The sequence below is a fragment of the Amycolatopsis umgeniensis genome (assembly GCF_014205155.1).
GTDB lineage: Bacteria > Actinomycetota > Actinomycetes > Mycobacteriales > Pseudonocardiaceae > Amycolatopsis > Amycolatopsis umgeniensis.
This window is the reverse complement of sequence record NZ_JACHMX010000001.1, coordinates 4,327,396-4,351,516: the sequence shown is the minus strand read 5'-3', so window position 1 is coordinate 4,351,516 and position 24,121 is coordinate 4,327,396. Positions and strand designations below refer to the sequence as shown.

Sequence of the window (24,121 nt, the reverse complement as noted above, 5' to 3'; positions counted from 1 at the left end):
ATCACGCCGGATGCCCGACGGCCAACACACCATCATCGACGTGCACGTCCTGCTCGTCCGTAGTGATGAGCTGCTACTCATCCGACGCCGAGGCGACTACGGCGGGGGCATGTGGCACTTGCCGTCGGGCAAGCTCGACGTCGGCGAATCGCTGCCGACCGCCGCGGCGCGGGAAGCGGCCGAAGAGGTCGGCGTGCTCGTCGACCCTGCGGACTTGCGCCACGTGCACACGGTGCACGTCGCGAACTCCGGACCGGTGCCGCGACTCGGCGTCTTTTTCGAGGCCCGCCAGTGGTCCGGGGAACCGCACAACCGCGAACCCGACAAATGCTCGGCCGTCGAGTGGTTCCCGCTGAACAACTTGCCTGACGACGTCATTCCTTACCCTCTCGCCGGCATCCGCGCCTACCGCAATGGCGACTCGTTCGGCCTGCTCGGCTGGGCCGACCAGCCGCGGCCTGTGCTCGCCTGATCGGCTGCTCAACGCAGCGAGCCCCAAAACTTTTGATTTGCTCTGGTCCACACGGCATCGTTCAGGTTCAGCGTCAACGGCAACGGGGCGACCTGCCCGGACCGGTACACGCTGTAGGGGGTTTCGTTCAGCAGTGCGGACGCTCCCGCGCCGGTGGTTGGTGTGGTCGAGGCGAGCCTCGGCGCGGTGCCGCTGCCGGTGGTGAGCCCGGCGAACGCGACGGCGTCGCCGCGGTTGACGGCGAGCGCGCCAAGGTTGACCGGTCTCATGCCGGCGGTGGCGATCCAGCTCAGCCCGGACACGGTGACTTTCCGGCTGAGGCTGGACGCATCCGGGCCGACGTAGACGCCGAAGTCAAACCCGGTGAGCCCGGTGTGCACGGCGTAGACGCAGAACTTCGCAACGGACGCGGCGAGCGTTCGCGATGCGATGGTCGCCCACACGGTGAGGTAGCCGGGCGAGAGGGTCTCGCCCCAGATGGCATCGGCGCGCCGAAGGGTCGAGATCTGGTCGCCGTAGAGCGTGGTGTCGGTGGCCTGCGCTTCGGCGGCGGGTAGCTGCCCCATCGTGGCGACGTCGACCCCGTCGACCGAAAGCGGTCCGCGGTACTCGAGTGCGCCGGCCATTACCCGACCACCACTACGCGGTAGGTACCGGCGCCGCCGAACGAAAGCGCGACGTTGTCGGCGTCGGTGAGGTCCACGCCGGTGAGCACGAGCGCCGGCGTGGTGGTGCTGATGTCGTAGACCGAGATGTCGACGAACTGATTTCCGAGCCCGTGCCGGATGGTGACCGGGCCGGCGGCGGTCGGGGTGACGTCGGCGACGACCTTGCGGGCGACGACGGCGGTGTCGACGGCGACGGCGTCCGCGGTGACGACGATGCCGGGGCCGGCGCCGACGGCGATCGTGTCCGCGCCGACGGCGATCGTGTCCGCGCCGACGGCGAGCAGGCCGGCGCCGGCGAGGGTGAAGCCGTCCGACCCGGTGCCATAGACGGCCCACGTCTGCCCGGTCACTCCGGGCGAGATGCTGCCGTTGGTAGTGAGCAGGTAGAGCCGGTCGCCGTTGGTGGCGCCTTCCTCGACGGCGACGACGGCGCCGCCGCGCAGGTCTCCGGGGCTGTCGGCGTCCGCAGCGCGCGCCCACGCGCCCGCCTTGGCGAGGTAGATGCCGTTCTCGACCGGGTCGGCTTGCGCCTTGACGAGTACCCGGTCATCGGCGTTCGGGGTGATGCCGTCGACGGCGGCGAGCCCGGTGCGGGTGACGGGTCCGGTGGTGGCCAGGCGCACGGCGGCTTTGAACGAGACGCCGGCGGCCGCGGCGGCTACGGCGTCTTGGAGCTGCCCGTACGTGGCGAGGTCGCTGGCGGCCGAGCCCGGGGCGGCGTTGGTGATGCGCTGGGCGCCGGCGTTGACGGGCGCGATGGGTGCGGCGAACTCGTCGAGCCGGTAGGCGGTGACGGTCGCGCGCAGGTCGGACACGGTCGAGGCCGGCTGGTTGCCGGTGTGGTTGGCGCGGGCGGTCGGGTCGATCCAGTTGCCAGCGGCGTCGCGGATCTTCAACCGCCCGTTGTGGTAGATGACCTGCGCCTCGGCGCCGGCGGGCAGGCTGGCGACCTTGTGCGCGACCAGGTTGCGGGCTTCGTTGAGCCCGTGGTCGGTGTGGGTGCCGAACTTCAAGTCGGCCATGTTCGGAGGCTCCTAGCTCAGGTAGGCCACGCCGGAGCACGGCGCGGAGAACTCGATGCGGACGTGTCCGGCGGCCGGGTAGGTGACCACGCCGAGCAGCGGCTCGCCGGTGGACTCGATGACGTGCACGCCGGCGGGGGTGAACGAGAGCGGATGGAAGATGTTCCAGACCGCGGCCGCGATGGTCTGCTCGTGTCGGTGGCCGAACTCGAGCACGTCGCCCGGCTCACCGGGCGGGGCGGTGTCGACGGGAGCACCGACGGCGAGCCAGTCGAGCGCGACCGGCGGGCCGGCTTCGGGCTCAAGGGCTGTCACGGGTCACCCCCCGAGACACGCGCACCGTGCCCTCGACGATCCGGGCGACACGGCCCGTGGGGTCGATGAGCAGCACGTCGAAGACGCCGGCGAGCCACGGCCAAGCGCGCGAGGTCACCGCGGTCACGGTGAGCGTGACCCGCGAGTCCGCGGTGCCGGCGTTGCCAGCCGCGGTCGACCACTCGTGCAGCACGTCGCCGGCGTCGATGCGTTCGCGGACCTGCGCGCGCACCGTCCACCCGGAAAGGTCGAGCGGCCGGCCACCCGAGGTGACCGGCCACGCTCGACCCCACTCGGCGCCCTTCTCGATCACGACGTCGTCGTGCAGGGCGGGCACGGATTACTCCTGCGGGTAGGTGGGTGGGCGGGTCGAGCCGAGCAGGAACCGCGCGAGCCAGCTCGGCACCCGCGGCTCGAGCCAGCGCAGGCCGGCATACACGGCGCCGAGCACGATCGGCACGGCGGCCGTCTGGCCGAGTCCGTTCGCCGGCTCGAGCAGCCAGGCGGGCAGGCCGAGCGCGACCAGGTAGGCGACGCCGGCGGACCACAGCCCGGGAACGACGGTGCGCACCCACGACGTGACGCGGTCCGAGCGCAGCCACGCGGCGAGCCGCTCGCCGAGCTGGCGCTGCGAGGTGGGTTCGGTCATGGTCACTTCGCCTTCTGCGGGAACGAGTAGCCAAGGCGGCCGTTCGTGGCGTCGCCCTTGGCGTTGCGGGCTCGGTAGCGAAGGCCGATCCCGTTGATTCCGTCCGGTACCTGCCATGCGACGCGCTGCCGGTCTGCGAGCCGGCCGGCGGTCGGCGTCCCGCCGATCAGCCCGACCAGGTTCAGGCCGCCGCCGACTGTGGCGATCTCGTACTCGACTTCGCCCCATGCTGCGAAGATCGTGAACCAGCCATCGGCGACGACGGCCGAATTCGACTTACTCTCGAACGGCAACGCAACGTAATTCCAGTCGGCCGAGTGGGGCAGGGACACGGGAATAGCGGGCATGTCGATCTCTTTCTCTGAATGGGATGAGGAACCGAGCAAGGCGGCGAACTGCTCGCGGGTGCCGTCGAAGGCGTTCGCGTCGACCGGTACGTGCCCGGCGACGGTGGCCGAGCTGGTGAACTGGAGCAGCGGCGCGGATAATCCGCCGTAGCCGAGCCAGAAACGGCCCGGGATGCGCTGGTAAATCTGGGCCGGGGTGCCGCCGTTGTAGTCCAGGTAACGGGAACTCCACAGCGGAGGCAGCCCGGCGAGAGCGGGCGCGCCCCAGGTCTGCCAGTACCAGCGGGGAAGGTAGATCAGCGGCGAGCGGTAGCCGGCGGCGAGCACCTTGCCGTACAGCTCACGCACCAGCGTCAGAGATGGCGCGCTGACTACCTTTCCGTTCTGCTTGATGGATTCGACGTCGAGAATCAGCGGGACGTCTTTCGGGACCACGCCGGCGATGTTCGCGAGCTGCGCGGCGGCCGAGGAATCGCTACGCACGAAGTGGTAGGCGGCCACGATTAGCCCGGCGTCACGGCCAGCGGCGAGGTTGCGCTCGAACTGCGGGTCGCGCCACGTGTTGCCCTCGGTGGCCTTGAAGATCGCGTAGGCGATGCCCTCGCGGGCGGCGCGCGCGAGGTCGAACGAGCCGCCCTGGTGGCGGCTGATGTCGATGCCCCAGAGCATCGGATCACCTCTTTTCCTTTGCTGGCTTGGTGTTCGGGGTGTCGGCGACGGCGTTCTCGACGCGGTCGATTGCGTCGCGCAGGCTCGCGCCGGAGTTGGGGCGTAGTTCGTGCTCGACGCGGTCGACCCGCTCGACCAGGCCGCGGACGTCGTCGCGGGTGGCGGCGCCGTCGGTTTCGATGGCAGATATGCGTTCCATGACGCCGGGGCGGGCGGGGACGCCGTCGCGTTCGGGCTCGCCGAACCAGTCGTCGGCGAAGTGCACGAGCTTGCGCAGGCCGCGGCCTGCGTTGCGGGCGGCGGTCCAAATGCGGCGGATGATCAGATAGGCGGCCACGGCGACACCCGCCGTCCCGGCGATGTCGAGCGCCGTCAGGTCGGCGAGGTTCACGGGGGCGGTTTCCTTGCTGTGTCAGGGCATGACGAAATGGCCGCAGGGCGCGGCCGGTGATGCGGCGAGGGTTACGTCAGGTAGCAGCCGAGGACTTGGCAGGCGATGACGCCTGAACCGGACGCCGACGCGGTCACCTGGACGTCTACCCAGTCTTGGCCGGTGAACTCCGAGACGCTGAACCTGCCTTGCCGGGTGGTAACGGCGCCAGCGTTGACAGCCCACGAGCCAACTTCGGTGCCGTTGAATTTGAGTCGGTAGGTCACGTTTGGCTGGCCTATGGCCCAACCCCAGGTGCCATCGATGGTGACCCATGGATGCGAGACGGACGCACGTCCTGCCCAAAGCACCGTTTCGCCGGCAAGCTTGCTCACATTGATGCTCATATAGTCCGACGTTTCGCCAATGTCGGGGTCTTCGGTGTAGGTGTGCGGGACGAACTGCGGGTACAGCGGGATGGGAAGAAACGGGCGCGCCAGGCCGATGCCGGTTTCGGCGCTGTCGGAGACGATGATGCGTCCCGAGGAATCGGTCATCGCCCAGTAGTCGCGGCCGAACTGCGCCGAACCGGCGGTAAACATGAGGGTTGCGCCACCCTCGCGGCGGAGTACAAACCGTTGCTTGCCTTCGGAATCCGGGCCGATGTAGAGGATTCCGACGCCGTCGGAGTCGGTCATTCTGATGTAGCTGTCGTCGGCGAGGGTCAAGCCGCCGCGGGTGATGATGGCCGAGGACAGGCCGACCTTTTTGCGGACGGCGGCTAGTTCGCGTTCCAGGGCGATGACGCGGTCGATGATGTTGGAAGGCTGGTTGACCTGCATTAGGCGGCGTCCTCAATGAGCGGGCTCATGGTGATGGTGACGGTTTCGGCGGCTTCGCTCGGCGCGTACTGCGCGTCGACAATCCGCATGGCGGTATCCAGGCCGCGGCGGATGAACTCGTCGCGGATGACGACACGGACGTCGTCGCCGGTGTCCCACTCCCCCACGTAGGGCGCGGTGTTCCCGCGGACGGTGAGTGTGGGCAGGGCGACGGGCAGCCGGGCGACGAGCTGGTCGGCGTCGGCGTGGCCTTGCAGCGTGTCGGCGTCGGAAACGCTGGTGTAGCCCTGTTCCGACTCGAGCAACGGCCAGTGCTGCGCGTACTTGTCGACGTCCTCGGCGACGGCGATCGGGGTTCCCTCGGCCATGCCGTCGCCACTAGCGAACGTGCGGGTTGCCATGCGCGTTGCGTCCGATGGCCATGTGTAGTTGACGATGTTGCCGCCGGTCTCCCACACATGCGCGGTCCCGGTCTGGCCGAGCCGCGGCGTGCCCACGCGCATGATGCGGCGGACGCGCCCGCCGGTGCCGGGCGCGACGCCGAACATGATGTCGGGGCCGTTGATCACCGCGGCGAGTTGCCGCAGAGCCTCGCCGACCGAGGACAACTCGTGTCCGGTGTAAGTGCGGTCGCGGTAGATGAACGAGCGCGAGTCGTCGAACTCAATGCCGATATCCCCGCCGGCGTGCGTCTGCGCGAGCTGTACCAGCGCGCGGGCGAGGTCGTTTTGCTCGACGTCGTTCGCTGCCATCTTCAAGCCGGCGACGTGGTCCAGCGGAAGCGGCGCGGCCGGCAGGACCGGGAGCACCTTGCGGTGATCGAAGTAGCTCCACCAATCGGCGCCGGCCACCTCGACCTTGTGCGAGCTGCTGTCGTACTTGCGGGTCCAGATGATCCCGCCCCACATCGGCCGGTCGTCGCGCATCACGTAGAGCGCGCGGCGGGCCGGCATGGTCAGCTCGTACGGGTCGCGGCGCGTGCTCGACGGATGCCGGGTCAAATCCCAGGTTCCGGAGAACTTCCCGGAGTCGTTCAACGGCTTGTTGTACTTGACGCCGGTGAGCGGCAGTTCGTCGAGCACGCGGCCGCTGCGCAGGTCGGCGACCAAGTAGGCGTAGGTGGGCAGCCGCATCACGGACCCCGCCACACCGCGGTAAACCCGCTGATCAGGTCGCTGGCGGATTCCTTGGTGACTGCGCTCGGCGCGCCCGAGTAGCCGTAGCACCGGATTTGCGCGCCCTTGTCGAGCCATCTCGACGTGTTGGCCGAGACGTTGTTGCCGCCACCGGCAACGCTGTCCTTGGCGAACAGATTGCCCGCGGACGAGCCGCCAATCATGGCGTACTTGTCGGTGCTCACGATGGTGTACCGCAGGTTCAGCGAGAGATCCCACCAACCGGGCTCGCCGATGGTGAACACCCCGCCGGCGAGCGTGATGCCAACCGGCGGCCGATTGACCTGCGGGAAAGTGAGCAGGGTCGGGGCGTTCGAGGTCGGCTGGTTGGTGGTGATGGTCCAGTCGCCGCCCGGGGTCGCGCCGCTCATGAGCGCGGCGTACAGCCACTTCTCACCGGTCCAGCGGTAGAGCCCGCCGGTGCTGGCGAGCACGACGAGTTGCCCGGGGTATGGGTTGGTGATGTCGGCGAGCGCGGCCGCGGTCACCTGCCCGCGCACCCGCCACGCGGCACCGTCGTAAACCTCGGTCCATCCCTTATCGAGCCGGTAGACCTCCTGCCCGGCGTACGCGGCGACCGCGTTGCGTTCGGTAAGGCTGCCCACGGGCAGCAGGCCGCCGAGGGCGACCGTCCACCCGGGCGGTAGCGGGTCGACCATGGCGTCGGTGATCTTGTCGGCGCCGGCGGTCACCCGGACACGGGCGAGGGTGAACCAGTCGCGCGAGCCGTCGACGACAGGGTCGCCGGGCGTCGCCGAGGCGGTCCCGCGCACGAGCCGAACCTCGAACTTCGTCGCGGTGTCGAGATAGAACTCGTCGGACTGCTGCGCGATCACCAGGTCGTGACGGTCGTTGGCCGGGTCGGCCGGTACGGCGAGCACGTCGAGCGTCTTCGGGCTGTCGAGCGACACCAGGTACGAACCGATGCCGCGCGAGGCGCGGATGCTGCCTTGGAACGGCTCGACCACGATCGACCCGCTTGCCGTTCCGGCCGCGTGCACGCGGCCGGGGGTCGCCGGTCCGGGTCGAATGCCATCGCGCGCGGTGACCCCGCTTGGCCCCGGGACGAGCAGCGCGGACACCGCAATTCGGGCATCTTCGGTGGTGATCAGTGGCGCGGTGTCGGAACCGACGGCCCACGAATTCCTTTCAGGCATGGGGAAACCTCCGTCTCACATCGCGGTGTTGTGCACGGTCACCGACAGGCGTGAGTCGGAACTCGTTGCGGCAGAAGCAAAAACGGCCTGTACTTCGCGGCCTGGTGGGAAGCTGAACCATCCACGGGTGAACAGGCGATCGGACGCCGAGACGTTGCTGCCGACGAACAACACGGTTCGGGCGAGCGTGTCGACCTCGACGACTTGACCGGCCGGGATGACCCAGTCGGGATCGAACTCGAGGGCTTGCCCGGTGTCGCGCCGGGTGATCGAGGGTCCGCGGACCGGGCCGGCGATGCGCCAGACCGGCCACGCCTCGGCCGTGCCGGTGTTGGTCCAGGTGATGACTCCGCCGCGGGCGGCCGCGCCGAACGGCATCGGAAACCGCGCTGGGAAGGCGAGCCCGCCGGTGCCAACCGCGCCGAGCGTGGTCGAGGCGGTGTAGCCGGGCAGCTCGAGCAACCGCGGATCGGTGGCGACCCACTGCACCGCGCCGGCGATGTAGCCGGCGTCGTAGGCGAGCCCGGTCGGCACCGACCGGCGCGTGCACCGGGCGAGCGCCTGCCAGGTTCGGCCGGCGAGCCGGATCACGAGTGCTTCCTCGTCGGGGTTCTCGGTCGGCGTCGTTACCGCGCGCAGCAGGTCCACCGCGGCCGTGAACTGCTCGCGCGTGGCGCGCCGCGCCGAGATCACGAACGAGTAGGAGATCGTGCGCGACTGCGCGAGCAACTGCCCCGGGAACGCGCCGTGTTGTCCGGGCCGGTCGACGTCGCCGCCGCGCATCTGCGGCAGGTCGAGCCATCCCTCGAGGGCGCGCCACCCGTAGGCTGTGCCGGCGCCGAGCAGGATGCCGCGCCACTCGAGTTGTCCGTCGCGGGTGATCAGGTCCCCAGCAGCCACTACCCACCCCCGCGGCTCAACCAGTCCAGCTCACCGGCGATGTCGGCCGGCGACTGTGCCGGCGTCGCGTGGAACTGGTCAATGTGGACGGTCGCCCGGGTGCCGTTCGCCGAGTACGCGCCTGCCGCACCAGCGGCGCCGGTGCCGGGCGATCCGGCGAACGCGAGCGCCGGTGTGGTCAAACCGGCTGCCATCGTGTCCGACACGCGGGTCGCGAGATCGGACGCCGAGCGCAGCGCGACGCCGGCCGCCTTGTCGATGCCGCCGGCCAGACCGGGCGGAATCCATCGGCCGATGCCAGCGAATACGGTCGAAGGTGAGTTGATCCCGAGAATGTCTTTAGCCCATCCCGGAAGCAAGTTGCCAAAGAAGCCGAGTACCTTGTTTTTGAGCCAGCTCGCCGCATTCTGAATCCCGTTCCACAAACCGGTAAGCAAATCGCGTCCGGCGTTCAGTAGAAGCGAGCCGAAATTGCCGAGTCCGTCGAGCACGCGCCCCGGCAAGCCGCGTAGCCAGTTGACCAGCTCGGCCGCCTTGCCGATCGCGGACCGCGTTAGATCTCCGAACCAGGCCGCCACTTTCCCTGGCAGGGAGCCGAGCCACGCGACCGCGTCAAGGACCCAGTTCACGGCGGTACGGACACCGGCCACGATCGTGCCCCAATGCTTGATGATCAGCCCGGGAAGCGACCAGTTCAAAAACAGATCGACGATGAAATCGACTGCGCCGGAAATGAAATTTCCGATCCAATCGAGCGCGGCGCCAATCGCGTTCTTGATCGTGTCCCAATTCGAGATGATCAACACGGCGAGAAGTGCGACGGCCGTTGCGATCAAAATAAACGGGTTGGTCATCATTGCGACCCGCAAGGCGTTGAAAACCGTTGTCGCTGAACGAAAAGCGGTCGAGAGGCCGCCGATAAGCGTCGTGAGCGGACCGGCGGCCACGGCGACGGTGGCAAACCCGATCGCCAGGGGGCCGAGCCACGTCATGTTGTCGGACAGGAAACCGGCGAGCAGCGCCAGAAGCGGGCTGGCGACCTGGAGCGCGGCGGCGAGAACGGTGCCGATCTGGCTCGCGAGCGTGGCCAGACCGGGAGCCAAGGCGACGACGGCGGGCTCGAGTGAGGTCACGGCCGAGGCCAGTCCGCCGGCCAAGCTCTGCGCGACTGCGGCGACCACCGGGGCCAGGGCGGCGAGCACGCTGCCCAGCGGCGCGACGGCGGGTGCCAGGGACGCGAGCGCGGCGCCGACCTGCGGGCCGAGGGTGGCTAGCGCCGGGCCGACGTCGGAGACCAGAACGCGCCCGATCTCGGCGAACACTGGGACCAGGCCGCGGCCGGCCGCGGCGATGCCGCCGAAGACCTGTTGTAGCAGGGTGGCGCCCTGCGCGGAGTTGAGGAAGTCCCGCACGGCGCCGGTTGCCTGCACGAGCACGTCGAGGGTCGACACGCCGTTCGTCGACATCGCCGAGAAGGCGGCCGAGATGATGCCGCCGACGTTGCCGGCGAGCTGTCCGAGCTGCTGTAGCGCGTTGAGCCCGTTGCGCATCCACGCCTCGAGCTGCCCGGACTCGCGGGCCGCGGCGATGAACGCGGCGAACCGCTCGGCGGCCGAGCCGGCACCGGTGGTGAGGTCGGCGAACACGGTCGAGCCGACGGCCGCGACGTCGCGGAAGACCTGCGCGAGTGGCTGCGTGACCTCGGCCAGGTTCGACACCGCGGTCGAGCTGTTGTCGAAGATCGTCGCCACGTCGCGCCCGGTCTGCGCTTCGCGCAGGAACGCGGCCAGGCCGGCGGCGCCGACGCCGAAACTCGAGGCGACGTCGGTCATACCGCGCTTAAGGATCGGTAGGTACTGCGCGCCGAGCTGGCGCACCACGTCGCCCATCTCGGAGAAAAGCTCTTGCTGTACCGAGCGTTTGACCGCGTCCCACGCTGGCGCCAAGTCGCGCACGGCGTTCGCCGTGTCGCGCGCGGCGGGGGCGAGTTTCGCGGTGGCCTCGGCGAACTTCGCCGGATCGTCAATCGCCTTCAAGGCGTCGCCGAAGCCGGACAACCCGACCTTGAGCGAGGCCAGTGCGGCACCGCCGGCGACCGCGGCACCGGGCAGGATCAGCAGCGCGCCCGACGCGGTGACGATGCCGCCGCCGAGCGCGCCGAGCGCGCCGCCGGCAAGGTTCGCGGCACCGGCGAGTGCGCCGACCTTGAGTGCGCTCGCGCCGGCGGACAGCGCCATGTCGCGGGCGGACTTGCCCGCGCGCATGAGCGCGTTGTCGTAGACGTCGGTGTCACGTGCTGCTGCGGCGAACCGGGCGCGGGCCTGTGCGAGCTTGCCGGCGACGCCCTTGTCGTCGACGCGCAGATACCCGACAAGCTCGCCGATGGTGAGCGCCACGCGACCACCCCCGCCCGTTGGTCAGTCACGGGCGGGGCGGCTTTGGTGCTCCGGAGCCTGTTAACGCGTTAGGGCGTTAACGCCCTAACGCGTTAACAGGCTCCGGGTAGAGGGCACGGCGTAGCCGGCTCGCGTCGGTGGAGAACAAACCGGCGATGCGGATACGCAGCCAACGCCACGAGCGGGCGCGCAGCAGGCCGGGCACCTCGAGGTCGAGGCCGTAGACCTCGTGCAGGTCTAGCTCGACGAGCGACCAGCGCGCGAAGATGTCCGACCAGCGTGGGCCGTCGCCGGCGCCGCCTTCCGTGTCCGGGTCGTACCACTCCCGGATGCCCGTTGCGGGGTCGATCGGGCCGCCGCGCGACGGCTCGCCCGATTCCCCGCCGAGGCTTCCGGGCGGCCGCCGGTGTTCCAGTACGCCTCGGCGGCCTCCGGGCTCTGCGTGTGGTGCAGAAACGCGGTCATCCCGGCGACCTTGAACCGCGGCCACGCGACCCCGTCGGCGACCATCTCGTCGTAGGCCGTGCCGAGCGACTTGCGGTACATGTCGATTTCCTGCGCGTCCGACAGCAGCTCGCCGCCCGGTTCCGGCACCGACAGCTCGCCGGCGTCGGGGTCGTCCTCGTGTGCCTTGACCGCGGCCGCCACGCCGAACATCCAGTCGTGAAGCCGCTGCAACCGCAGACCGGTCTCGGCGTCGACCGGCGGAACGGCGTAGACCGTGCCGCCGATGGGCAGCTCGAGCCTGCCGTCGAGCAGCTCGTCGAGATCCCGATACGCCATCACTTACCCCCGCCCGTCGATGTGACCGAGGCACCGCCGGCCGGTGGCGTGGTCACGGGATTGGCGATCTCGAGCGGTTCGCCCTGGCCCAGCAACGTGAAGTTAAACGGCTCGAGGTCGGTCGTTTCGCCGCCCTTGGTGAACTCGGACACCTGCGCGTAGCCCTCGGACGCGTCCGGCGAGCCGTCGCGGCGGTACCACCGCACGTGCACGTCGGCCGAGAAACCGACCTTGCGCGCGGCCTTGCGGATGAACTCCTGTCCGGGGTCGGAGGTGTAGGCGGTTGCCGCGGTGTCGCGCTTGCGCTTGCCCTCGGCCTCGACCTTCCATTTCCGCTGCGTGATGACGTCCGCGCCCCAACCGGGCGCGTCGTTGGTCGAGTCGTCCTCGGTGTTGTCGTCGGTGCTCTCCGAGAAGTTCGACAGGCCACGAACCGGCGTCCACTGTGGAGCAGTGGCGCCGCTAGCGGCCGTGTCGACGTCGAGCGCCCAATCGCTGGCGAGCATGGACCGTAAAGCCATAGAAACTCCAGTGCTAGGGGTATGGGATACCGAGATCCATCCTCATCTGTGCGAGCATTTTCATGTTCGCGGAGGACATTTTTGAAACCTCGTCGCTCAGGTCGGCATCGGGGTTCCTAGCATTCATGTACTCTTCTACGCCTTTTTGGAAGAAGTCCGAATAGGCGTTGACTGTCGAGGTGTACGCGTCGTAGACCGCTTTCGGTGCCATGAGCCTAAGTCGAGGGCGGAACTTCTTTGTCTTGTCCCCGTTCTTCGCGAACTTCTCGATCGAGTCCATAACGTCCTCGTGTGGATAAACCTTGCTGTCTATCTTCAAAGCAAGGTTTGAGTTCTTCTGAAATAGGTCGATAAGTTCGACGTATATTTCGACCTTCTTGTCGCGCCAGATGGCCGCTCGCTTGAATGCCTCTTCTTGTAGCACCTTGTTCTTATCGCGCCAGCCGTTAATGAGTTGCCCAAGGAGAACGCCAATTAGTCCAATGGCTCCAACAACAATGGGAACCCATATTGACACTTGTGATGTCTGCATGGGGATATACCGTAACCAGTCTGGCTTACGGCCGATATCTGGTCGGATGGTATGCCTGAATCCGGTAGGTGTCGGTGTGCACGTAGCGGCCGTTCTGGTCGATGCCGCTGGGATTCGAGGTCTCGCGCGTGACCAGGTGGACGCCGAGCCCGAGCTGCTGCTCGCCGGCGCCGGCGAGCGCGTCGAACGCGGCGTCGACGAGGTCGAACAGGTCGCGCGGGTCGTGGCCGACGGAGCGGAAGCGGATGCGCAGGCCGTACTCGGCGTCGGCGTCAGTGTCGTGGGTGAGCGGGTAGAGCAGCAGGGCGACCGCGCTCGGAGGGTCGGCGGGCAGGCCACCGAACACGATGCCGGTTTCGTTGGCCGCGTAGCCGGCGTCGACCCGGTAGGTTCCGACGCCGGCCGCGGCGAGGTGTCGCGCGATGAGGTCGCCCAACTCGACGACGAACCTCATGAGCGGGTGGCCTTCCGGATCTGCGCGGCGATGATCTGCCGGGCGACGTCGATCTCGTCGTCGAGCGCGGTCTCGAGGTACTTCGCTTCGCCGTCTTCGTGGTGCCAGGTGGTCTCTTCGTGCTGGCGCACGGCGTACTCGGTGTCGAACGAGACGGCGCCGTTGAGCCCGTCGGTGGTCGCCGTGCCGGTGTTGCGGAGCGCGCCGGTGTCTTTGGGCGCCCGGTTCACGGCGACACTGCGGACGTGCTCGGCGGCGAGCTTGACGCCCTTCTCCGCGCCGCGTGTGAAGTCCTCGAGGACGTGATCGCCTTGCCAGTGAAACTCGGTCTTGAGCCGCACGGCGGGTACCTCCCTTACGTGAGGGTGATCTCGAGGTGCGCCGGGGCGCTGGGGTGGTCGAACGTGCTCGCGGTGATCACGATCGCCGTGCGTTCGGCCGGTGTGCCGGGCCACACGGTGACCTCGGAGCCGGCCGGTACGGAGGGGTCGGGCCTGGTGATCACGGTCGTTTCGCTGATGGTCTCGGCGCCGTCGGATGCGCGGACCAGGCGCCGGCGGTCCTCGACATAGGCGCGGCGGACAGAGAACGGCCGGCCGAAGGTTGGGCCGTACGCGCCGGTGCCGGTGTAGGGCTTGACGGTCACGGTGTGCGGGAGCAGGAACGCGGGCATGGTCAGCGCCACCGGGTGACCTCCTGCTCGACCGGGCAGTCGCCGAGCAAGCCGGCCGCGGTGAGTATCTGCATGGCCTCTGGCGAAAGCCGGGCAGCTTGCGCGCCGCTCGGTGTGCCGGCGGCCGCGGTGGTCGCTCGGGTGAGGTTCACGGACCCGATGCCGGCGGAGGTGAACCGGGCGGCCGCGCCGGAGTCGTCGCCGGTGTCTTCCCACCACGCGACGGTGGCGCACGTGGCGTCGCGTACCGCGGCGCGCACGTCCGGGTTGGACGGGTAGCCGGCCGGGTCGGTGAGGTAGACCGCGGTGACGAGCAGCCAGTCGACGAGCTGTGACGCGCGGGCAAGCTGCCGGGTGACGCCCTCGGGCGGGGTGGTGATGTCGAGCCAGTTCGCGTAGTCCTCGGCGGTCGCGTACGCGCGTGCCACGGCGACCCCTTCTCGTTGGTGGAGGCCGCGGCCGGCGCCCGGTCGGGGCACGGGTGCCGGCCGCGGCGGCTACTTCGCCGGCGTGCGGCGGTTGGTGCGCTTCGTTCCTTCCGGCTCGGCCGGCGGGGTCTCGAGCGGCGTCTCGTCGGTGGGCGCGGTGTCGGCTGGCGGGTCGTCGACGGCCGGCTCGGCGGGTTCGACGTCGTCCTCGACCGGCGTCACGGTGTAGCCGTGCCGCTGGAAGTAGGCGACCGCGTTCTCGTCGTCGGCCTCGCCGCGGCCGGCGGTGAGCCGGACACCGGCGACGGTGCCCGTGTAGTCGGCGACCGGGGTTTCGATGATGTGTCGTGGCATCACTGCACCTTGATGTTGCGGAAGACGGCGGCCGCCTTCGTGGCCTTGAGCGCGACGGCGACCGGGCCGAGCTCCACCTCGCCCTTCTTGACCGCGCCGGCGACGGTGAAGTCGGGCAGCCAGCTCTCGACGAGCTGCGTGCCGACGGTCGCGACCCCGTGGAACCCGTCGAGCCCCACGCGGTAGGCGTACAAGTCGGTGAGCCCGGTCGCCGCGGTGCCGCCCACGGTCCGGCCGAGAATCGGCACGATCGGGTTGTTCGTGCCGGCCTTCGCGCCGGCGTCGACGAGCAGCACCCCGCCGTAGGTCTCGCGGACCACCGGCCGGCCGTTGACGCCGATCAGCCCCTCGACCGGGTCGCGGGTGTACATGCCGGCGCGGCGCGCGGCCGCCCGGACTCGAGCAAGCGACTTCGCGTTCCCGATGACCACCGACGGCGTGCCGTCGAGCAGCGAGAGGAACTCGTCGACGGCGTCGAGCGCCTTGTGCTCGGCGCGCGCGTTGGTGTCGAAGTCGGTCCAGTCGGTGACCTGGCCGGCGCGAAACTCCGTGGTGGAGCCCACGAGCGCCTTGTCGAGCCCGTCGAACCCGTTGGTGTCGACGGCGGTGTCGCCGTTGATCACCGCGTCCTGAAATCGGGTGTTCGCGGCCTTGATCTTCTGCGACATGTTCAACGACACCGCGGCGGACGCGGCAGGGCCAACCTTGGCGATGACCCGGTCGACCTCAAAAGCGCCACCGAGTACAGCCAAGTTGACAGAAAACGGCGCGGTGGTGACGTTCTGCGGCGCGTACTCGGAGTTGAGCGCGCGGAAATCCGCGGTGGGCTGTGTGATCAGCCGGCGGTATCCGTAGGTGAGGGTTGCGCCTCCACCGGAGGGGTTGACGACGTCGTCGAAGATCAGCGAGTCGAGGATCGCCGACTCTTTTCGGAACTCGTCGATCACGGCCGGGTCGTAGTCGGTCTGTGCGTTGTTCTTGGCTTCGGCCAAGGTCACGGGCATGGAACTCTCCTAGTGGTCAGTTGCCGTAGTGGCGTGAGATGGCGTCGGTGAGCGACTTCGCGGCGGGCTTCTCGCCGGGCCCGCCGGCGTGCTGCCCGCTGCTGCGCGGCGGCGCCTGGCCGGCGGCGCGCAACTTCGGGTTGTCGGTCACGGCCTTGGTGATCGCTGCGCCGACCTTGTCGGCGAAGTCGGCCGCGGTGGGGTCGAGCTGCTCGACCGCCGATACGAACGCGCGTGAGTCGACCAGCGCGGCCGGGTCGGCGCCGAGCTGGCCGGCGGACTTGAACACGGCCAGCTCGACCGAGGCGGCGCGGGTGCGCTGCTGCTCGGCGGTGACCTGCTCGGCGAGCTTGGCCGGGTCCGCCTTGTCGTCGTCGGCGACCAGGCCGAGGGCCTTGCTGATGTCCTGCGCGAGCTGCTGCCGCGCCTCGTCGGCCGCCTTCGTCTTCGCGTTCGTGCGATCCGCGGCGTTCTCGGTGCGCAGGTCGCGCACCATCTTCGCCAGCGTCGCCGGGTCCAGCGCGGCAAGTTCGTCCGCGGCTGGTCCCTGCTCGGCTGGTGCCGGTGCGCTCGGCTGGCCGGCGGCCGGTGCCTGCTCGGTGCTGGGCGGCTGGCCGGCGGTGTTGGGCTCGCCGGGTGTGCCGAACGTCTCGCCAGCAGCGCCGGCAGGGGTGATGGGTGCGGACACGGTTGCCTCCTGGGCGGTCGTGGGTGGGGACTCGGCGCCCGGCCGAGCGAGAAACCTTGTCTCGATTCTTGACAAGGTTTCAGTTGGTCTCTAACGTTGTCGAAATCGGAGACAACGTTGAGAGGGGAAGAACATGCAGGCACTTTTCGAGGTCGGCCCGCTGCTTGAGGCCGAGGCCATGCGCAAGTACGTCGCCGACCAGGTCCCGGGGCAGGTCGATATCTGGGAGGCGTGCGCCGAGGTTGCCGCCGAGCGTGTGATCGTCGAACCAGCGCCGTTCAAGTGGCCGGAACCTGTCGGCCCGCTGTCGCTGTACGTGCGCGATGAGCTGTTCGGTGGGGCGGTGCTCTCGTGAGCACCGTTCGTCACCTTGGCGTAAACGGCATTGCCGAGCGCCTCGGCGTTACACGCCATGCGGTCGACAAGTGGCGCGGCCGGTACCCCGCCGAGTCGGCGCATCCGTTCCCTGAACCCGACGTCGAAATCGACGGTGGGGTGCCCGGCTGGCTGCCGGCACGCTTGCCAGAGATCGAGCGGTGGCGAGCGGGAATGCCAGGGCGCGGGGTGGGCGGTGGCCGTCCGTCGGCACCGAAGGTCGAGCCGGAACTCAAGGACTGGGAACGAGAACTCCTCGACGGTGGCTCTGCCGAACCGTCCTAGGACGTACTTCCCGGCGCGTGTTCGCGCGCGTAGACCGTTTGCCCGTCTTGGTAGCCCTGCCGCCAGACTCGCGCGAGTGCAAGCGGTCCACGCTCGGCGTTTTCCCGATGAGCGCGCTCGGCAGGCGTCCGTGGGCCGAGCCACTCGGGCGTATGCGTTGGCGTGTACGGGTTCGGCGTCGGTGGCGCGAGTCCGTAGCCGGCGGCGTAGCCCTGTTCCCGGGCGGCGCGGACTTGCTCGGCGGTCACTGTTGCCACGACTCACCCCCGGTGCGGAACCGTTCTCCGTTGCCGCCGTCGAGCAACTCGTCGGCGAACTGGTCGAACGTGACCCTACCGTTTTCGTCCCACCACTGCTTCAACTCGTCGGACGCCCACCGGCGCGCGTAATTCTCGTTCTGGCGCCACAGGTTCCGCGGATCGAGCCCGCCCTGCTGCCCTTCCCGCGTGAGCAGGAACCCGTTTGTAGCGGCCTCGGCGGCGAAGTAGTCGCGTTCGAGGCGATCGGCATAGGCAGCGCGCGCGAGTTCGTCGAATCCGCGGCCGCGGTAGCCCTCGCGTCGAAGTCGGGCGATGGCGTCCTCGCGACGCATCTTCTCGACGTCCTTGTCGAACACCTCGGCGTACGCCTGCTCGTAGTCGAGACCGGTCTCGACGAGCCGGTCGACCTCGGCCCACTTCTCGGCGTCCGGCTCGTCGGCGACCGCGTCGGCGTACTGCTGGTCGGCTTCGCGCCGCTCCAGCTCGGCGATTACTGCCTCGACGGCCTCCTCGTCGTCGCCGACTTCGGCGAGCCGGTCGGCGAGCTGCTCGTCGGACAGCTCCCGTAGGTCGCCCGACGCGGCCGGCGGCGCGGCGCGCCGTTCGATCTCGTCGCGTACGGCCTGGTGTGTCCGGCTGACCTGGCCGGGCTTGCCGAGCAACTCGGCGCGCTCGGCGAACGCTCGGTCGGCGACGGCGAGTTCGTCGTCGCTCAGCTCGGCCGGCGTGCGGTGCTGCGCGGCGAGCGCGTCGGCGATGGCGTTGTCGGCCGCGGCCTTCTCCGCGGCGAGCCGCTCGGCCGCGCGCCGGCGGGCCTGTTCGTCGTCGATGGCGTCGAGCCGGTTCTGCTCGGCGCTGCCTTCGGTGACCTGGTCGGCGAGCTGGTCGCGCCGGCGCTCGGCGGCCCGCAGGTCGCCGTGTCCGAGGTTGACCTGCTCGCGGTAGCGCTTGCGGTTGAGCCCGGTCCGCTTCACATGCTCGCGGATCTCGGCTTGCGTTTCGCGCACCCGACGCTCGGCGGCCTGGCGCTCGTCGTCGGTGAGCGCGGCCGCGGCCTTGCGCTTGTTCCGGCGCACCTTGCGCTCGAGCGCGCGCAGGTCTTCGCGGTCCTGCTCGGCCTTGGCGTCGTGCTCGCGAATCTCGTCGAGCTTGGTCACGCCCGGCAGATAGGGCACGAACTGATGCCGACAGTTCGGGTGCATGAGCCCCTCGAGCCGCGCCTGCTCGACGGTGGCGGCGACGTCGACGGAGACCGTCTCGTCGGTGAGGGTGTGCTCGACCTGGCGCTCGCCGGGCGGGCCGGACAGCGCCAACACCCGCCCTTCCCAGCGGGTACAGAGTCGGCAGGCATGACGCGAGCGGGCGATCGTGACCAGCTCGACGCCGGCGGAGGCCATCCGGGCGAGGTGACCGTCGTTCCACGCGCGCCCGGTCGCGGTGCGCACGGCCATCTCGACGTAGCTCGCGAGGTTCCAGTCGCGGCCGGCGCGGTCAACGAACCCGGTCACGCCTTGCGCGGCGAGACGATCCCACGCGGCACGCTGCGCCGAGTGGATCGTGCTGGTACCGAGCAACTGATCGGGCGCCGTGGCGGCGACCGCTGTTTGATAGGCGTCCTGCTGCCAGCGCAAGACGCGCAGCGGCAGCGCTTCGAGTCGGCTGGTGAGGTCCGCGGCGAGGATGGCGGCCGCCTGCATTCCGGGCACTACGCCGGCGAGCTGCTCGAGCTGCTCGGACGACAGCGCGCCGAGTTCGGCGAGCTGCGCGAGCCCCTGCTCGGCGCCGGCCTGCCACGCGGCGAACACGGAATCGGCGGCCGCCTGGCCTGCCTGCCCGGTGACCTGGGTAGCGATCCGCTCGGCGGCGAGCCGAAGCTCGCGCGCCGCGGCGGTTTTCTGCGCGGCCCATTCGGGCACGTCCTGCTCGGCGCGGACCCGGCGGGCGATGTCGCCGAGCAACCGCGCCTCGGCCTGCGTGTACAGGGCGAGGATGTCCGCGGCGAGCTGCTCGACGACGTCGGCAGCGTCAACCTCGAGTGGGGGCTTCCACGGCATCGGCAGCCCCCAATTCGTCAACGCGCCGAGCTGGGAGTCGTGACTATCGTGTAATGAACCAATCGGTAACAGTGTGCAACCGGGTAGCGATCTTCAGGCGTCGGGCTGCGATTGAGAGGGGTCAAAGATGCTTCCGTCACTCGAGCGGTCCGACTTCGACCCCAGTCAGCTAGTCCTGCCCTGGTCGGACACAGCTCATCCCGCTAGCTGGGACGAGATGGAGAAACTTTTCGGTCACTCGCCGTATCGACGTTCGATGCTGCTGCTCGCTCGCTCCCGGTTAGAGCGACTCGCTGCGGAGGGCATACCGCTACTCGCTGTCTGGATCAACGGATCTTTCGTCACTGGCAGTGACAAGCCAAATGATCTGGACGCGCTTGTCCTGATCGACGCTCTGGCTTGGAAGTCTTGCTGGCCGCTGTTCGGTGGGCCGAGCGGAGCTGGTGCTCGAATTCACACCTTGGAGTGCGACGAGCGGTACGAACCTGGTGGCACGAAGCTCGATCACCTGACCGATTTCAAGTACCTCATGTACTTCCCGCCTGATACCGCAGGTCACGCGGTTACGGTGGAGGACCTCGACGTCTGGCATGAAAACTGGTCGCGCTTGCGGCTTCCCTCGCCAAAGCAGGACGAAGAAGGGAGACTGGTAGAGGACGCGAAGGGCTTTGTGGAAGTGAGGTGGTCCTCGTGAGTACGCCTGAGCCCTTGCATCGTCGTAGGTCGCCCCGCCGCACTGGTGCGGTCGTTGACTGGTCTACCGACCTTGATCGGTACAGGAATCTTGTCGAACGCGTGCCCGCTGATGATCTTCGCCGTCCCTTGATGACTGCTCACCTAAACGACTTAGCTGAGCGTGTCAACGGTCCCACCTCCGTCTTGGATCTTCATCTCGATGGGCCAGGCGTCGAAGGGCATACAACCAATGCCGGATCGCTCGCAGCCTTTCTCAAGGCTCTAGATGAGGTTATCAAAAATGTTGCGAAAAGCACTGGTCGCCTAGCGCGATTTAATAGTGCGCTGCGTGTTACTCCCACGCTGGGAAGCGTGCGGCTTTTAGTCGCTGCTCCGGATGTTGGAGCTGAGGCCGGAGCCCTTCCGACAAAGCGGCCTGAGCCTGTTGAAGAAATAGCGCTTAGGCGACTTGTTGTTCTGATGAACCTTGCCCAAAAACATGACGAGCCTACATCGGCAGTGCTAGATGCGGCTTTGCATGATCTGTCGTCCCCTGCTCGTGACGCACTTGCGAAATTCGCGAAGGTTACGCGCGAGTCCACTTATGAGCTCTATGGTCATTGGGCAGATGCTTCGCGTGGTACCAGTGAAGTCCGACTCTCGATGCCAGCGGCTAGCAGGCTTGAGCATGCCGCAGGCGATACTGTTAGTGCCGTTGCGGAACGGACAATCGTCGGCACTGTTGACGGATGGGAGTGGTCCTCCAGTACTGTGCGGTTCGCGCCTCAAGTCGGCCGCGCATTTCGAGCCAGTGTTCCTGAGCATCTGGCGCCTATGGTTGCCCGGCTTGTTTCGTCGCCCGACCTTGAATATTTGGGCCACTTCAAGGTGGTAACTATGTTCAAGCGCGGCAGTAATCAGCCTGGCCGGAGCGGTTACTCCTTAGAGAAGATTCAAACTTCCACGAAGCGTAATTTAGCGGAATAAAGTGCTGTTAGCTTGCGTTGATGTTTTTTCGGAACCGTTGAACTTGGCCGGATCGGGTACCGTCCGGCCAGACTCCGTGAGGATGGCGGCGACTTCGGCGTCGACCTGGTCATCTTCCCAGTCAGGGTGAACCATTCGCACCCGTACATCGGTCGATGCGGCCTCGGCCGCGCCGAGCGCCTGCACTGTCCGAGCGAGCGCTTCGGGGTCCGGTTGCGTCCGGTCGGGAAACTCGACCTTCGGCAGGTCGGGCACGGTCGCCGTGCCGCCGAAGACGGCCCGGTCGATCTCGACCAGCGCGGCGGAGACGTGCGCTAGACCGGAGGCCCAGTACCGTGCCTTCTTGTCGCGGGTCCGGTTCGACAGCTTTTCGCGGGCGGTGACCTCGGTCGCGGTGATCGAGGCGTCGCCGTCGTTGTCGCCGAGGGTCGCTAGCGAGTAGCCGGCGGCGCGGAGCGTGGTACGGGTGATGTCCTCGGCGGTGTCGCGGTGTTCGGCTACCCGGATGGCGAATTGGTGCGCGGAGACGGTGAGGGTGTCCGAGCCGCCGCGCGACAGCGCGTTCAACTCGGTGTAGACCTCGCGGTCTTCGTCGAAGCTCGCGCCGCGGCCGGCGCCGTTGTCCTGCAAGTACCCGGTGGGCACCAGTAGTCGGGCCTTGGCGATCCGGACGTCGCGCATCCAGCTCGTGTAGACCTCGTCGAGCGCGTCGAAGAGACCTTCGACCCCGTCGAAGTCCGACCGGCCCAGCGGCGCGAGTTGTGGCGTGCCGCGCCACACCCGGTTAGGGCGGACGTTGGGCACGTACGCGGCGGCGAGCCGGTCGGTGCCGGTGGCGATGTTGCCTTCGGCGTTGACCAGCGGCGCCGCCCATGCGGTCGACGGGTCCTCGGCGAGCGGCACAGGGCGGCCGAGTTCGGTGTCGGTGCCGACGTGCAATGCGTGCACGATTCGGCCCGGTTCATAGCGCTCGAGGTGGCGCCACACGGCCGGCCCGTCGACGCGCACCCGCGTATAGAAGGTGACTGCGGCCAGTTCACCCCAACGCCATTCGGGCACCGCGGCGTCGGCGTGGACGGCGTCGAGCATGGCGTGCTCGGCCACGTCGGCATCCCAGACCACGCGCAGGTAGGCACCGCCGAGCGCCGAGGCGATCTCGGCCGCTTCGAGCAACCGCGAGTGCATCGCCGGCGAGTTGAGCGCGAGGTCGAGCCGAGCCTGCGCCGCGGTGTCGTCGACGATGATGCGGGGCGGTTCGGAGAACAGGAGGTCGGCCGACGCGGTCGCGATGTCCGCGGCGAGCGGCACATGCAGTCGTTGTCGGGTCTGGCCGACGGGGACCGGGCGGCCCCAGAAGAACCGGGCGAGCCCGCCCACGAGGCCGCCGCGGTAGGTCGAGGGCCGGAGTCGAGGTGTAACAGCGCGCCGGCGTTCGCCGGTGTAGATCTCGACGAGCCGCTCGGGATCACCGGTGTACCAGGCATCCCACTCGCGCATACGCGCGTGCGCGTCGTCGAACGGCGGGGGAGGCCACGAAGACGGCATGACGCACCCCCTTTCACCAGAGCAGGGAGAAACGTGGGATTCATCAAGGACGCCAAGGCGGCTCAAGCCGGCGCCGACGCACAGAAGGCGTACACGGCTGGTCACTACATTTTCGCGGCGCGGCTGAACTGGCCGGCGACGCACCACGCCATGTCCGGCGAGGTTGCCGACTGGTCCCAGCAAATCGAGGCCATCGAGCGCGCCGGGTGGGCGCTGGCCGAGTGGGCAGTCGGACAAGACAAACAGGGCCGACCGGAGGCGTACCCAGTGTTCAAGCGGAGGCGAGAGCAGGCCGCCAGAGCGCCTCAGTAGTTGTCACGGCGTAGCGGCCGCCGTCGAGCGAGTGATCAGCGATCTTGATCGGCTTGTCCTCGCCGGCGGCGGTCGCTTTGTCGTCCCACGAGTAGCCGGGTACCTCGGCGATGAAGCCTCGGCACCGATCGGCCACGCGCAACCGGTCCTCGGCGAGCAGGCTCGACACGGTCCGGATGCCGTAGGCGACGTCGTTGTCGGCGGCTTGGGTGAGCACGCCGTCGGACTGGAGTTGCACCCGGAACGACGCGGCGGCCGGGTCGACGACGACGAACTCTGGCCGGCCCTGCTGGCGCGGGTGGTGGTCGAGGTCGAGCCACTCGCGCAGTCCGGCGGCGAGCTGGGAGTCGGTGAGCCGGGTCCGCGCGTGCGCGGGGTCGTGGCGCCACTCGTCGACCAAGTACAGCCGGTCGTCGGCGCCGAGGCCGAGCAGCAGGGCCGCGGTTGCGTTCGTGGTTCCGTAGTCGACGCCGGCGGCGAGCAGGCGCCGCAGGTCGGGCAGCTCGGCCCACGGCACGACGTGCCGGCCAGGCTCCCACATGTCGAACACGGCGCCCTCAGCGGCGACCCACTCGCCGAGGATGAACCGACGGAACCACAAGCCGGTGTACTCACGGCGGATGCTCGCCCGGTATTCGGCGGACAACGAGGGGTTGTCGTCGAGGGTGAACGCGAACGAGCGCCAGTCGGGCAGCTCGGCGAGCCGGTCGAGGTAGTCGTGTTTCAGCCAATGCGCAGGGTTGTCTGGGTTAGTGGTGCCGAACAGTTGCGCGCCTGGAACCGACATCCGGCCTAGTAACTGCTTGAAGAATTCCCGGGCAACGACGGTCACCTCGTCGACGTACGCGCCGGCGCACGTGAGCCCCCGCAAGACCTTCTCGGCCTTGCTGTCGGACGCGCCGAGCACGAACACTTGCCGGCCGAGAATCCAGCCGGACGGGGCGCCGGCGGTGTAGCGGACGTGATCGGCGACCGCGCCGAAGAGAGTCGGGTCTTGCAGTGGCGCGAACACGTTGCGCGCGACCGAGTCGCGAGTGCGGCCGACAACGACGAGTTGTCCACCGCGGGGCGCGTGCGCGACGTAGATCAACCAGCGTAACAGGCTCGCGATGGTCTTGCCGGACCGGATGGCGCCCGACCAGATGTTCACCCGGGCACGCGACTCGCGCATCGATTCGACCTGAACCGCAGACAACGGCAGATTGACCG

General features: G+C 68.6%; 31 protein-coding genes. 6 read left to right on the top strand and 25 right to left on the bottom strand.

The window, feature by feature from the left end; translation table 11 throughout:
* Positions 1-10: 10 nt before the first annotated feature.
* Positions 11-472 carry an NUDIX hydrolase gene (locus HDA45_RS20365; protein ID WP_184897668.1) on the top strand — a complete coding sequence of 154 codons (462 nt, stop codon included), beginning with the start codon at positions 11-13 and terminating at the stop codon, positions 470-472.
* A gap of 8 nt (positions 473-480) precedes the next feature.
* Here HDA45_RS20365 and HDA45_RS20360 read toward each other — a convergent pair whose 3' ends face one another.
* The 22 genes from HDA45_RS20360 to HDA45_RS20255 form a co-directional block, all read right to left on the bottom strand.
* Entirely contained in the window at positions 481-1,098 is a 618-nt protein-coding gene (locus HDA45_RS20360; protein WP_184897666.1) for a hypothetical protein, read from the bottom strand.
* On the bottom strand, positions 1,098-2,162 hold the full coding sequence (locus HDA45_RS20355) for a hypothetical protein (RefSeq protein ID WP_184897664.1): 1,065 nt from the start codon (positions 2,160-2,162) through the stop codon (positions 1,098-1,100). The genes HDA45_RS20360 and HDA45_RS20355 overlap by 1 nt, the downstream gene beginning before the upstream one ends.
* A 12-nt stretch (positions 2,163-2,174) precedes the next feature.
* Positions 2,175-2,477 carry a hypothetical protein gene (locus tag HDA45_RS20350; RefSeq protein ID WP_184897662.1) on the bottom strand — a complete coding sequence of 101 codons (303 nt, stop codon included), beginning with the start codon at positions 2,475-2,477 and terminating at the stop codon, positions 2,175-2,177.
* Positions 2,464-2,814: a hypothetical protein gene (locus tag HDA45_RS20345; RefSeq protein WP_184897660.1), complete on the bottom strand. Its 351-nt coding sequence runs from the start codon at positions 2,812-2,814 to the stop codon at positions 2,464-2,466. Before HDA45_RS20345 ends, HDA45_RS20350 begins: the two co-directional genes overlap by 14 nt.
* A gap of 3 nt (positions 2,815-2,817) precedes the next feature.
* On the bottom strand, positions 2,818-3,126 hold the full coding sequence (locus tag HDA45_RS20340) for a hypothetical protein (RefSeq protein ID WP_184897658.1): 309 nt from the start codon (positions 3,124-3,126) through the stop codon (positions 2,818-2,820).
* 2 nt (positions 3,127-3,128) lie between these two features.
* Positions 3,129-4,142, bottom strand: coding sequence for a glycoside hydrolase family 25 protein (locus HDA45_RS20335; protein ID WP_184897656.1), 1,014 nt, complete (start codon positions 4,140-4,142; stop codon positions 3,129-3,131).
* A gap of 4 nt (positions 4,143-4,146) precedes the next feature.
* Positions 4,147-4,533, bottom strand: coding sequence for a hypothetical protein (locus HDA45_RS20330; RefSeq protein ID WP_073846159.1), 387 nt, complete (start codon positions 4,531-4,533; stop codon positions 4,147-4,149).
* 71 nt (positions 4,534-4,604) lie between these two features.
* Positions 4,605-5,354, bottom strand: coding sequence for a hypothetical protein (locus HDA45_RS20325; protein WP_184897655.1), 750 nt, complete (start codon positions 5,352-5,354; stop codon positions 4,605-4,607).
* Positions 5,354-6,487: a hypothetical protein gene (locus HDA45_RS20320; RefSeq protein WP_184897652.1), complete on the bottom strand. Its 1,134-nt coding sequence runs from the start codon at positions 6,485-6,487 to the stop codon at positions 5,354-5,356. Before HDA45_RS20320 ends, HDA45_RS20325 begins: the two co-directional genes overlap by 1 nt.
* Positions 6,487-7,686, bottom strand: a complete 1,200-nt coding sequence (locus HDA45_RS20315; protein WP_184897651.1) for a hypothetical protein — start codon at positions 7,684-7,686, stop codon at positions 6,487-6,489. Before HDA45_RS20315 ends, HDA45_RS20320 begins: the two co-directional genes overlap by 1 nt.
* A gap of 15 nt (positions 7,687-7,701) precedes the next feature.
* A complete protein-coding gene (locus HDA45_RS20310) occupies positions 7,702-8,586 on the bottom strand; it encodes a phage tail family protein (RefSeq protein ID WP_184897649.1) in 885 nt (294 codons plus the stop codon).
* Positions 8,586-10,982, bottom strand: a complete 2,397-nt coding sequence (locus HDA45_RS20305; RefSeq protein WP_184897647.1) for a phage tail protein — start codon at positions 10,980-10,982, stop codon at positions 8,586-8,588. The genes HDA45_RS20310 and HDA45_RS20305 overlap by 1 nt, the downstream gene beginning before the upstream one ends.
* Before the next feature lie 237 nt (positions 10,983-11,219).
* The gene (locus HDA45_RS20300; protein WP_184897645.1) at positions 11,220-11,765 is read right to left on the bottom strand and encodes a DUF7426 family protein; all 546 of its coding nucleotides are present in this window, start codon (positions 11,763-11,765) and stop codon (positions 11,220-11,222) included.
* Positions 11,765-12,286, bottom strand: a complete 522-nt coding sequence (locus tag HDA45_RS20295) for a phage tail tube protein (RefSeq protein WP_184897643.1) — start codon at positions 12,284-12,286, stop codon at positions 11,765-11,767. The genes HDA45_RS20300 and HDA45_RS20295 overlap by 1 nt, the downstream gene beginning before the upstream one ends.
* Before the next feature lie 13 nt (positions 12,287-12,299).
* The gene (locus HDA45_RS20290) at positions 12,300-12,818 is read right to left on the bottom strand and encodes a hypothetical protein (protein WP_184897641.1); all 519 of its coding nucleotides are present in this window, start codon (positions 12,816-12,818) and stop codon (positions 12,300-12,302) included.
* 25 nt (positions 12,819-12,843) lie between these two features.
* On the bottom strand, positions 12,844-13,272 hold the full coding sequence (locus HDA45_RS20285; protein WP_184897639.1) for a minor capsid protein: 429 nt from the start codon (positions 13,270-13,272) through the stop codon (positions 12,844-12,846).
* On the bottom strand, positions 13,269-13,613 hold the full coding sequence (locus HDA45_RS20280) for a hypothetical protein (RefSeq protein WP_184897637.1): 345 nt from the start codon (positions 13,611-13,613) through the stop codon (positions 13,269-13,271). The genes HDA45_RS20285 and HDA45_RS20280 overlap by 4 nt, the downstream gene beginning before the upstream one ends.
* A 14-nt stretch (positions 13,614-13,627) precedes the next feature.
* Complete coding sequence (locus HDA45_RS20275) at positions 13,628-13,957, bottom strand: hypothetical protein (protein ID WP_184897635.1); 330 nt, start codon at positions 13,955-13,957, stop codon at positions 13,628-13,630.
* The gene (locus HDA45_RS20270) at positions 13,948-14,373 is read right to left on the bottom strand and encodes a head-tail connector protein (RefSeq protein WP_184897633.1); all 426 of its coding nucleotides are present in this window, start codon (positions 14,371-14,373) and stop codon (positions 13,948-13,950) included. The genes HDA45_RS20275 and HDA45_RS20270 overlap by 10 nt, the downstream gene beginning before the upstream one ends.
* 69 nt (positions 14,374-14,442) lie before the next feature.
* Positions 14,443-14,727, bottom strand: coding sequence for a hypothetical protein (locus HDA45_RS20265; RefSeq protein WP_184897631.1), 285 nt, complete (start codon positions 14,725-14,727; stop codon positions 14,443-14,445).
* Positions 14,727-15,731, bottom strand: a complete 1,005-nt coding sequence (locus HDA45_RS20260) for a major capsid protein (protein WP_184897629.1) — start codon at positions 15,729-15,731, stop codon at positions 14,727-14,729. Before HDA45_RS20260 ends, HDA45_RS20265 begins: the two co-directional genes overlap by 1 nt.
* A 16-nt stretch (positions 15,732-15,747) precedes the next feature.
* Entirely contained in the window at positions 15,748-16,419 is a 672-nt protein-coding gene (locus tag HDA45_RS20255) for a hypothetical protein (RefSeq protein ID WP_184897627.1), read from the bottom strand.
* A 133-nt stretch (positions 16,420-16,552) separates the two neighbouring features.
* On the opposite strand from HDA45_RS20255, the gene HDA45_RS20250 reads away from it, so the two are divergent.
* Both HDA45_RS20250 and HDA45_RS20245 read left to right on the top strand, forming a co-directional pair.
* Entirely contained in the window at positions 16,553-16,774 is a 222-nt protein-coding gene (locus HDA45_RS20250; protein ID WP_184897625.1) for a hypothetical protein, read from the top strand.
* Complete coding sequence (locus HDA45_RS20245; RefSeq protein ID WP_221471192.1) at positions 16,771-17,079, top strand: hypothetical protein; 309 nt, start codon at positions 16,771-16,773, stop codon at positions 17,077-17,079. Before HDA45_RS20250 ends, HDA45_RS20245 begins: the two co-directional genes overlap by 4 nt.
* A gap of 244 nt (positions 17,080-17,323) precedes the next feature.
* On the opposite strand, the gene HDA45_RS20240 is transcribed toward HDA45_RS20245, so the two are convergent.
* Entirely contained in the window at positions 17,324-19,393 is a 2,070-nt protein-coding gene (locus tag HDA45_RS20240) for a phage minor capsid protein (protein ID WP_184897623.1), read from the bottom strand.
* Positions 19,394-19,520: 127 nt separating this feature from the next.
* On the opposite strand from HDA45_RS20240, the gene HDA45_RS20235 reads away from it, so the two are divergent.
* A complete protein-coding gene (locus HDA45_RS20235; RefSeq protein WP_378316135.1) occupies positions 19,521-20,087 on the top strand; it encodes a DUF6932 family protein in 567 nt (188 codons plus the stop codon).
* A gap of 101 nt (positions 20,088-20,188) precedes the next feature.
* Positions 20,189-21,055 (top strand): hypothetical protein, encoded by an 867-nt coding sequence (locus HDA45_RS20230; protein WP_184897619.1) that lies wholly within the window; start codon positions 20,189-20,191, stop codon positions 21,053-21,055.
* On the opposite strand, the gene HDA45_RS20225 is transcribed toward HDA45_RS20230, so the two are convergent.
* A complete protein-coding gene (locus HDA45_RS20225) occupies positions 21,044-22,600 on the bottom strand; it encodes a phage portal protein (protein ID WP_184897617.1) in 1,557 nt (518 codons plus the stop codon). The two genes, HDA45_RS20230 and HDA45_RS20225, sit on opposite strands and share 12 nt — an antisense overlap.
* Before the next feature lie 33 nt (positions 22,601-22,633).
* Here HDA45_RS20225 and HDA45_RS20220 point away from each other — a divergent pair, with 33 nt between their 5' ends.
* Positions 22,634-22,912, top strand: a complete 279-nt coding sequence (locus tag HDA45_RS20220) for a hypothetical protein (protein WP_184897615.1) — start codon at positions 22,634-22,636, stop codon at positions 22,910-22,912.
* Here the strand turns inward: HDA45_RS20220 and HDA45_RS20215 are convergent.
* Positions 22,872-24,083, bottom strand: coding sequence for a PBSX family phage terminase large subunit (locus HDA45_RS20215; protein ID WP_221471191.1), 1,212 nt, complete (start codon positions 24,081-24,083; stop codon positions 22,872-22,874). The genes HDA45_RS20220 and HDA45_RS20215 overlap by 41 nt on opposite strands.
* Positions 24,084-24,121 lie beyond the last annotated feature (38 nt).